Source organism: Micromonospora sp. MH33 (assembly GCF_003013775.1).
Classification (GTDB): Bacteria; Actinomycetota; Actinomycetes; order Mycobacteriales; family Micromonosporaceae; genus Micromonospora; species Micromonospora fulviviridis.
This window is the reverse complement of sequence record NZ_MUYZ01000296.1, coordinates 1-8,654: the sequence shown is the minus strand read 5'-3', so window position 1 is coordinate 8,654 and position 8,654 is coordinate 1. Positions and strand designations below refer to the sequence as shown.

The 8,654-nt window shown below is 75.3% G+C and carries 9 protein-coding genes; 2 read left to right on the top strand and 7 right to left on the bottom strand.

The window, feature by feature from the left end; all coding sequences use genetic code 11:
* From B0E53_RS29905 to B0E53_RS29895, 3 genes are all read right to left on the bottom strand, one after another.
* Window positions 1–1,447 (bottom strand): replication-associated recombination protein A (locus B0E53_RS29905; protein WP_246835671.1); only part of this gene is annotated, 1,447 nt, incomplete at its 3' end.
* A 74-nt stretch (window positions 1,448–1,521) separates the two neighbouring features.
* On the bottom strand, window positions 1,522–1,734 hold the full coding sequence (locus B0E53_RS29900) for a hypothetical protein (protein ID WP_107079061.1): 213 nt from the start codon (window positions 1,732–1,734) through the stop codon (window positions 1,522–1,524).
* A 108-nt stretch (window positions 1,735–1,842) separates the two neighbouring features.
* Window positions 1,843–2,397 carry a GNAT family protein gene (locus B0E53_RS29895; protein WP_107079060.1) on the bottom strand — a complete coding sequence of 185 codons (555 nt, stop codon included), beginning with the start codon at window positions 2,395–2,397 and terminating at the stop codon, window positions 1,843–1,845.
* Between the two features lie 26 nt (window positions 2,398–2,423).
* Here B0E53_RS29895 and B0E53_RS29890 point away from each other — a divergent pair, with 26 nt between their 5' ends.
* Window positions 2,424–3,164 carry a GNAT family N-acetyltransferase gene (locus B0E53_RS29890; RefSeq protein ID WP_107079059.1) on the top strand — a complete coding sequence of 247 codons (741 nt, stop codon included), beginning with the start codon at window positions 2,424–2,426 and terminating at the stop codon, window positions 3,162–3,164.
* 151 nt (window positions 3,165–3,315) lie between these two features.
* Here the strand turns inward: B0E53_RS29890 and B0E53_RS29885 are convergent, their stop codons facing one another.
* The 4 genes from B0E53_RS29885 to aspS all read right to left on the bottom strand — a co-directional run bounded on the left by B0E53_RS29885 (window position 3,316) and on the right by aspS (window position 8,034).
* A complete protein-coding gene (locus B0E53_RS29885; protein ID WP_107079058.1) occupies window positions 3,316–4,698 on the bottom strand; it encodes an MFS transporter in 1,383 nt (460 codons plus the stop codon).
* Window positions 4,695–5,288, bottom strand: a complete 594-nt coding sequence (locus B0E53_RS29880) for a helix-turn-helix domain-containing protein (RefSeq protein WP_107079057.1) — start codon at window positions 5,286–5,288, stop codon at window positions 4,695–4,697. Before B0E53_RS29880 ends, B0E53_RS29885 begins: the two co-directional genes overlap by 4 nt.
* Window positions 5,289–5,356: 68 nt before the next feature.
* Entirely contained in the window at window positions 5,357–6,166 is an 810-nt protein-coding gene (locus B0E53_RS29875) for a sugar nucleotide-binding protein (RefSeq protein ID WP_107079056.1), read from the bottom strand.
* 62 nt (window positions 6,167–6,228) lie between these two features.
* Window positions 6,229–8,034: an aspartate--tRNA ligase gene (gene aspS / locus B0E53_RS29870; protein ID WP_107079055.1), complete on the bottom strand. Its 1,806-nt coding sequence runs from the start codon at window positions 8,032–8,034 to the stop codon at window positions 6,229–6,231.
* A 145-nt stretch (window positions 8,035–8,179) separates the two neighbouring features.
* On the opposite strand from aspS, the gene B0E53_RS29865 reads away from it, so the two are divergent.
* On the top strand, window positions 8,180–8,654 hold a 475-nt coding region (locus B0E53_RS29865), incomplete at its 3' end, for a DUF998 domain-containing protein (protein ID WP_246835670.1).

Below are 8,654 nucleotides of genomic sequence, written 5' to 3'. Positions count from 1 at the left end.
CCCCGTCGACCCGCTCGGCGACCGCCGGTCGGGCGCCGTTCACCGCGGCCTCCGCCCGCGCCGGCGGCGCGGGCAGCCCGCGCACGATCCGGCGCAGCAGCGGCAGCCGGGTGGCCACCGCCCGCTCCGCGCCGTGCCCGCTGGGCTGGTAGTAGTCGGTCCCGACGAGGTCGTCCGGAGCGTACTGCTGGGTGACCACCCCGCGGTGGTCGTCGTGCGGGTAGCGGTAGCCGGCCCCGTGCCCGAGGCCCCGGGCGCCGGCGTAGTGGGAGTCGCGCAGCCCGCGCGGCACCGCCCCGCCGCGACCGGCGCGCACGTCGGCGATGGCCGCACCGATGGCCGTGGTGGCCGAGTTGGACTTCGGGGCGGTGGCCAGGTGGATGACCGCCTGGGCCAGGTTGAGCTGGGCCTCGGGCAGGCCGACGTATTCGACGGCGTGCGCGGCGGCGGTGGCGACGGTCAGCGCGCTGGGGTCGGCCATGCCGACGTCCTCGCTGGCGAAGATCACCATGCGTCGGGCGATGAACCGGGCGTCCTCGCCGGCGACCAGCATCCGGGCCAGCCAGTGCAGCGCGGCGTCCACGTCCGAGCCGCGCATGCTCTTGATGAACGCGCTGGTCACGTCGTAGTGGGCGTCACCGTCACGGTCGTAGCGGACGGCCGCCACGTCGACCGCCTGCTCGGCGACGGCGAGGTCGATCCGGTCCGCGCCGCGCGCGGTCGCGGTGGCCGCCGCCGCCTCCAGCGCGGTGAGCGCCTTGCGGACGTCGCCCCCGGCGAGGCGGACGAGATGGTCCTCGGCGTCGGTCGCCAGGGTGAGCGCGCCGCCCAGCCCGCGCTCGTCGGCCACCGCGCGGCGCAGCAGGCCGCGTACGGCGTCGTCGTCGAGGGGTTGGAGGGTGAGCAGCACGCAGCGGGACAGCAGCGGTGAGATGACGGAGAAGTACGGGTTCTCGGTGGTCGCCGCGAGCAGGGTGACCGTCCGGTCCTCGACGGCGGCGAGCAGCGAGTCCTGCTGGGTCTTGCTGAACCGGTGTACCTCGTCGATGAAGAGCACGGTCGGCGGGCCGCCGGCCCGGCGCTGCCGACGGGCGGTCTCGATCACGGCGCGGACGTCCTTCACCCCGGCGGTCAGCGCGGACATGGCGACGAAGCGGCGGTCGGTGGCCCGGGCCACCAGGTGGGCGATGGTGGTCTTGCCGCTGCCGGGCGGCCCCCAGAGGATCACCGACATCGGGGCCGCGGCCTCGACGAGTTGGCGCAGCGGGGCGCCCGGGGCGAGCAGGTGGTCCTGACCGACCAGCTCGTCGATGCTGGCCGGGCGCATCCGGACGGGCAGCGGCGAATCCGCCGCGGCGGCGGTGAACCCGTCGACGCCGCCGGAACCCGCGTGGGCGCTGGGCGCTCCGGCGGGTTCGCCGAGGGTGAAGAGGGCGTCGGATTCCATCACGAGAACAGTACCGGGCCGGGCCGACGACGCTGGAATCGCGCCGCCGGCCCGGCCCGGATGGTCGTTTCCGGTCAACCGCGACCCGGGCGGCGGCCCCGGTACCACCGGCCGCCGCCGGCGCCCCGCGGGCCGGAGCCGACCCCGGCCAGGTAGAGGGAGAGCAGCAGGAAGCCGATGAGCATGAGGGTGTGGGTGTTGAACAGGTCGGGTGCGCCGAAGTTGGTGTTCAGGAAATCGATCAACAGGGCGAAGCCGAACACGATGGCCGCGAGAATGGCGAGCATGGTCGTTCCTCCGGTGGGGGGTCCCAGTAGGTCGGCCACGGATGTACCCGATCGGTCTGTTCGTCAATCTCCACCGTGGAACGCCGGCTCCGCCGACGGCGGGCGGCGTCAGCGGTCGGTGGCGAGGATCGCGTACCGCACCGAGTCCCACCAGGAGCCCCGGACGAGCAGGTGGTCCCGGCTGATCCCCTCGTACCGCATGCCGGCCTTCTCCAGCACCCGCCGCGAGGCGGCGTGGTCCGGCCGCGTGGTCGCCTCCACCCGGTGCAGCCCCACCGGCCCGAACGCCAGGTCCAGCAGCAGGCCGGCGATCTCGGTGCCGAGGCCCCGGCCCCAGTGGTCGGGGTGCACCACGTAGCCGATCTCGCCGCGCCGGTGCGGCACGCTCTCCACGGTCAGGGTGCCCAGACCGAGGAGCCGGTCCCCGTCGACGGCGGCCAGCCGGTATTCCGGCCGCGGCTCGCCGGCCGTGTCCTCCCGCCACCCGGACAGGGCGGCGCGGACCTCGTCCCGGGAGGGCGCCCGCTCGTCGAGCACGCGGTCGAGCACCCGCGGCTCGGTGAGCAGCGCGTGCAGCGCGGGCACGTCGTCGTCCGCCCATTCCCGCAGCACGCAGCGCCGGCCGGGCAGGCGCACGGGTCGTACGGAGTGGATGGGAGTCACGGATTTTCCTCTCGTAGGCTGGCCGCATGATCACTGCCGAGGAGGTTCTGTCGGGGCGGGACACCCTGCTCGCCGCCACCGGCCACCACCCGTACGCCCGGCACGCTCTCGGGCGGGACCGGGAGGCGCGGGGCTGGCGGCGGGACGGCGCGGTCGGCTGGCTCCTCCCGCCGGGGCAGGGGCCGGCGGGTGGCGCGGTCGGGGCGGCCGGGCCGGCGCTGGACGTCTTCGCGGGCCTGATGGCGGACGGGACGCTGCACGCCGGCCAGTGGCTGCACCTGCCCCGGACCGCCGCCGAGGAGGTCGCCGACCGGTTCGCCGTGGCCCGGCTCGACGAGTGGGACTTCCTTTGGACCACGACCGCCCCGCCGGAGCAGCCGGCGGAGGAGCGCGTCGTCCGCCTCGGCGAGGCCGACCACCCCGCGCTGGCCGCGCTGATCGAGGAGGCCTTCCCCAGCACGACCTCCCGTCCGGGCGACCCGCGGATCGTCGACTGGTACGGCATCCGGGACGGCGGCCGCCTGGCGGCCTGCGGCGCCGATCGCAGCCGGGGTGACATCGGCTTCCTGGCCGGGCTGACCGTGGCGCCCGACCGCCGGGGCCGGGGGCTCGGCGCGGCGCTCACCGCCGGGATGACCCGTGCCCTGTTCGCCCGGTACGACCACGTGGCGCTCGGCGTCTACACCGCCAACACCGGCGCGATCCGGCTGTACCGCCGGCTGGGTTACACCGGCACCGAGCCGCGTACCTCGGTCCACCTGGGCTGATCCACCCACCACGACCGCCCCCGCTGCGGCATCCCCGTTCGCTGGCCCGACCACCGCGCCGAGCCGGCGGCTCACCCGCCCGTCCCGTCCCCCGCCACCTCGCCTGCCGGACAGGGCCGGGCCGGAGCGGCGGGGTCCGGGCACGGGGCGGTCAGTCCGACCGGGCGGGAGCGGAGGCGGCGACCGTGACCGGGGTCACCGGGCCGGCCGGGTCGAGCGCCGGGCCGGGACGGCCGGGGCCGGCGGCCAACTCACCGGGATCGGGCTCCCCCGCGTCGGGCTCCGCCACCGGCCCGGGCGTCCGGCGCCCGGCCCGCCAGGCCGGCAGGTAGAGCGGGGCGGCCACGGCGAGCACCACGCCGCCGACCAGCATGGCGACGGTGATGCTGGTGGCGTCGGCCAGGGCGGTCAGTACCACCGCACCGAGCGCGCCGGCCGGCTGGGCCACCATCGAGTTCAGCGAGAGCACGCTGGTCCGGTACGGCCCGTCGACCTGCCGGTGCAGCAGTCCCATGTGCAGCGGGTTCGACGCGCCGTGCACGGTGTAGCAGGCCAGGTATGCGATGAGCACCCCGACCGGGCCGGCGAGCAGGCCCATCCCGACCACGGTGACGCCCTGGAGCACCCGCATGAGCGCGGCGGCGGGCGCGGCGCCCAGCCGGCGCAGCAGCAGCGGGGTCAGGGCGGCGCCCGCCGCGTTGGCCAGCCAGGCCGCCGAGCCGGCCGGGCCGAGCAGCGCGGCGGCCCGGCCGGGGTCGCCGAGCACCTCGGCCAGGCGCACCGGAAGCAGCGATTCGAAGGTGACCATGCCGAAGCCCCAGAACAGCTCGACGGCGACCAGCGCGGCCAGCACCCGGTTGCGGCGCAGCAGGCCGACGGCCTGGCCCACCATCCGGGGCGCCTCGGCCACCGAGGCCCGCACCGCGGCGACGCCCTGGGCCGGCCGGTGCTCCACCAGCAGCACGGTGAGCGCGACCAGCGCGGCCGCCTGCAGGGCGATGGCCACCAGCACGGGCAGGGCCAGCGCGCTGAGCGGCCCGACCGGCCCGAGCGCGACCAGGCCGCCGCTGAGCAGGGCGCCGGCGCCGATGGCAACGCCGATGACGGTGCCGGCCCAGCCCAGGCCGCGCTCGTACTCGGCCTCCGGGTCGGCGGCCAGGGTGGCATCGACGTACCAGGACTCCAGCGGGCCGCTGTCGAGCGCCCGGTAGATCCCCTGCAACGCCCAGACCAGGAAGAACATCCAGAACGAGTCGGCCACCGCCATCAGCCCCAGGGAGGCCAGGCAGACCACCCAGGCGGCGAGCAGCACCGGCTTGCGGCCGAGCGCGTCGGCGAATCCACCGGTGGGCAGCTCCAGCGCGAGCACGACCAGGCCCTGTGCGGTGGCGACCAGGCCGATCTGCGACAGCGAGAGGCCGCGCTCCTGCATGAGCAGGATCATCACCGGCATCAGCAGGCCGCTGGGCAGCCAGCGCAGGCCGTAGAGGGTGAGGTAGCGGACCCGGATCTGGCGTACGGACAGCGCGGTCACCGGAACTCCTTGGGCATCGGGTAGGTGGCGAGGAAGATCTGGACCTGCTCGGCACCGGGCTCGGCCGGGTCGGCCTCGTTCCGGTGGCGCTCGAGCAGTTCCCAGACCTCGGACTTGATCTCCTCCAGTCGGGCGACCGGGATGGTCATGAAGATGTCGCTCATGCCGAAGGCGTCCCGCCACTCCGGCGCCCACTCCTGCTGGGTGGCGAACCACTGCTCGGCGTGCTGGGCCAGGAGGCGCACCTGGTCGCCCTGGATCCAGTCGATCGCGGCGCGGGCGTCCGGGTCGTCGTCGAAGTCGGTGGGTTCCCAGTTGGTCACGTCGTGCGCGGCCTGCCACCACCGCTGCCGGCCGGTGCCGCGGTCCGGGTCCTCCACGACCAGCCCCACCTCGGCGAGCTGGCGCAGGTGGTAGCTGGTGGCGCCGGTGTTGGTGCCGAGCAGTTCGGCGAGCGCCGTGGCGGTGGACGGGCCCTTCACCCGCAGCGCACCGACCAGGCGCATCCGCAGCGGGTGGGCCAGCACCCGCACCTGTCGATGGTCCAGCCGCACCTGGCGCGGCTCGGGACGCGCCCCTTCGTTCTCCATGCCTTGCACAATATCTATGCACAGTTCCTATGCACAAGAGTTGTGCACAGGAACTGTGCATGAGGGCTTCAGGCCAACACCTCGGTGATCCCGCGCAGGCGGGTACGCAGCAGGCTGGCCGCCCGCGACGAGTCGAGGCGAACCTGGGCGGGGCGGTGCAGGCCGGCCCCGGCGATGGTGGCCGTCTTCAGACCGGCCGGGTCGAGGCCCTCGCGGCGGGCCACGAGCAGCCCCAGGTCGGCGCGGCTGACCGCCTCCGGGCCGGCCACGTTGAGCGGGCCGGCCAGGTCGGTGGGCACCAGTTCCAGCACCGCCGCGGCGAGGTCGACCACGTGCACCGGGCAGCGGGCCTCGTCGGTGAAGAGGACGGCCCGGCCGGCCAGGGCGTCCCGGCAGAGCTGGATCTGCTTGCTCCCCTCCCCCACGATCAGCGACGTCCGCACCAGCACCGCCCCCGGGTCGACGGCCCGCACCGCCGTCTCGGCCGCCGCCTTCGCCGCCCCGTACGGGTGCACCGGCGTGGGCACGTCCTCGTCGGCGTACGGCGTCGGCCGGCCGGCGTGCAGCGCGTCGCTGGACAGGTGCACCAGCCGCGCCCCCGCCTCGGCGGCGGCGCACGCGATGTGGGCGGCCCCGTCCGCGGTGACCGCCCAGTCGTCGTACCGGTAGGGGGTGGCCACGACGGCGTCGGGGCGTACCTCGGTCAGCAGCGCGCGGACCGCGGCCCGGTCGGTGACGTCGAGCCGGCGCGCCGCGACGCCCGGCGCCGCGACGGCGGCCGAGTGGTACGTGCCGACCACCCGGTGCCCCGCCGCGACCGCCTGCCGGCACACCTCGGCGCCGAGGAAGCCGCTGGCCCCCACCACGAGCAGGTTCATCCCGTCCTCCAGACGTCGAAAGGCCCGCGTCAGGATGACGCGGGCCTTTCGCTCACGGAGGATCAGGTCGGGTCGGCCACCGGGGCGGCCGGGCCGGCGGTGCCGGCGTGCGGGCCGGTCGGCGCCTTCGGCTTGGCGTCGATACCGGCCTCGGCGCGCTGCTGGGCGGTGATCGGCGTCGGCGCGCCGGTCAGCGGGTCGAAGCCGCCGCGGGTCTTCGGGAAGGCGATGACCTCGCGGATCGAGTCCGCGCCGGCCAGCAGCATGCAGACCCGGTCCCAGCCGAAGGCGATACCGCCGTGCGGCGGGGCGCCGTACTTGAACGCCTCCAGCAGGAAGCCGAACTTGTCCTGCGCCTCCTCGGCGGTGATGCCGAGCAGGTCGAACACCCGCTGCTGCACGTCGCCGCGGTGGATACGGATCGAGCCGCCGCCGATCTCGTTGCCGTTGCAGACGATGTCGTACGCGTACGCCAGCGCCCGGTCCGGCGCCTCCTCGAACCGGTCGACCCACTCCGCGTTCGGCGAGGTGAACGGGTGGTGCACGGCCGTCCAGCCGCCCTCGTCCGTGCGCTCGAACATCGGCGCGTCGACCACCCAGCAGAACGCCCAGGCGTTCTCGTCGACCAGCCCGGCCCGCTTGGCGATCTCGATGCGGGCCGCGCCGAGCAACTCCTGCGCCTCGCGGGTGTTCGTGCTGGCGGCGAAGAAGACCGCGTCGCCCGGCTTCGCGCCGACCGCGTCGGCGAGCCCGCCCAGGTGCTCGGCGGAGAGGTTCTTCGCCACCGGCCCGCGTGCCTCGCCGGTCTCCGCGTCGAGCACCACGTACGCCAGGCCCCGCGCGCCGCGTGCCTTGGCCCAGTCCTGCCAGCCGTCCAGCTCCTTGCGGGTCTGGCTCGCGCCGCCCGGCATGACCACCGCGCCGACGTAGCCGCCCGCGTCGATCGCGCCGGCGAAGACCCGGAACTCGGTGCCGCGCAGGTAGTCGGTCAGCTCGGTCAGCTCGACGCCGTAGCGCAGGTCCGGCTTGTCGGAGCCGTACCGGGACATGGCGTCGTGCCAGGTGATCCGCGGAATCGGCCGGGGGACCTCGTAGCCGGCCAGGTCGGACCATAGCGCCGCGACGATCGCCTCGCCCAGGTCGATCACGTCGTCCTCGGTGACGAAGGACATCTCGATGTCGAGCTGGGTGAACTCCGGCTGCCGGTCGGCGCGGAAGTCCTCGTCGCGGTAGCAGCGGGCGATCTGGTAGTAGCGCTCCAAGCCGCCGACCATGAGCAGCTGCTTGAACAGCTGCGGCGACTGCGGCAGCGCGTACCAGCTGCCCGGCTGGAGGCGGACCGGGACCAGGAAGTCGCGGGCGCCCTCCGGGGTGGAGCGGGTCAGCGTCGGGGTCTCGATCTCCAGGAAGTCCCGCTCGTGCAGCACCGCGCGGGCGAGCTGGTTGGCCCGCGAGCGCAGCCGCATGGCCTTCGCCGGGCCGCCGCGGCGCAGGTCGAGGTAGCGGTACTTGAGCCGGATGTCGTCACCGGCCTCGATCTGGTCGTCGACCGGCAGCGGCAGCGGCGCGGCCTCGGAGAGCACCTCCAGCGCGGTCGCGGTCACCTCGACCTCGCCGGTCGGCAGGTCCGGGTTCTCGTTGCCCTCGGGGCGGCGGGTCACCTCGCCGGTCACCTTGACGCAGAACTCGTTGCGCAGCGCGTGCGCGTCCTCCTCGCGGAAGACCACCTGCACGACGCCGGAGGCGTCGCGCAGGTCGACGAAGATGACACCGCCGTGGTCGCGCCGGCGGGCCACCCACCCGGCGAGCGTCACCGTCGAGCCGGCGTCCGCGGCGCGCAGGCTTCCGGCATTGTGGGTACGGATCACGGCTTGCGTCTCCTCATCTGGTCCACGTCTGCTCCCCGCATTCTGTCAGGACGGGCGGGCCGGCTCCCGGGCCCCCGCCGAGCCGGCCGGGCCGGGACGCGGCGAACCCCGGGCCCCGGCCGGGCCGGACGGTTACCGTGGCCGGGTGCGTGCCGTACCGAGCTGGGCCGTGGCCACGGCCGCGGCGGCCCCCGTGCTGCTGGTGGCGGGCTGGACGGTGGCGGCCGCCCGGCAGCCGCCCGGCTACGACCCGGTGCGCGACACCATCAGCGAGCTGGCCGGGGAGGGCGCGACCGACTCGTGGCTGATGGCGGGCTGTCTGGCGCTGCTCGGCTGCTGCTACCTGGGCACCGCGCTGGTCCTGCACGCGGCCGGGCTGCCCAGCCGGTTCCTGCTCGCGGTCGGCGGGATGGCCACCATCGCGCTCATCGTCTTTCCCCGGCCGCAGGTCGGCGGCTCCCCGGCGCACGGGACGGTGGCCACGGTCGCGGTGCTCGCCCTGTCGCTCTGGCCGGCCGGGTCGGCGCTGCGACTGCCCCGGGCCGTCGGACGCGGCGTGGCCGCGTCGCCCACCGGCACGCCGCCGTGGGCGTTCCGCCGGCCGGTGGCGCTGGCCGTGA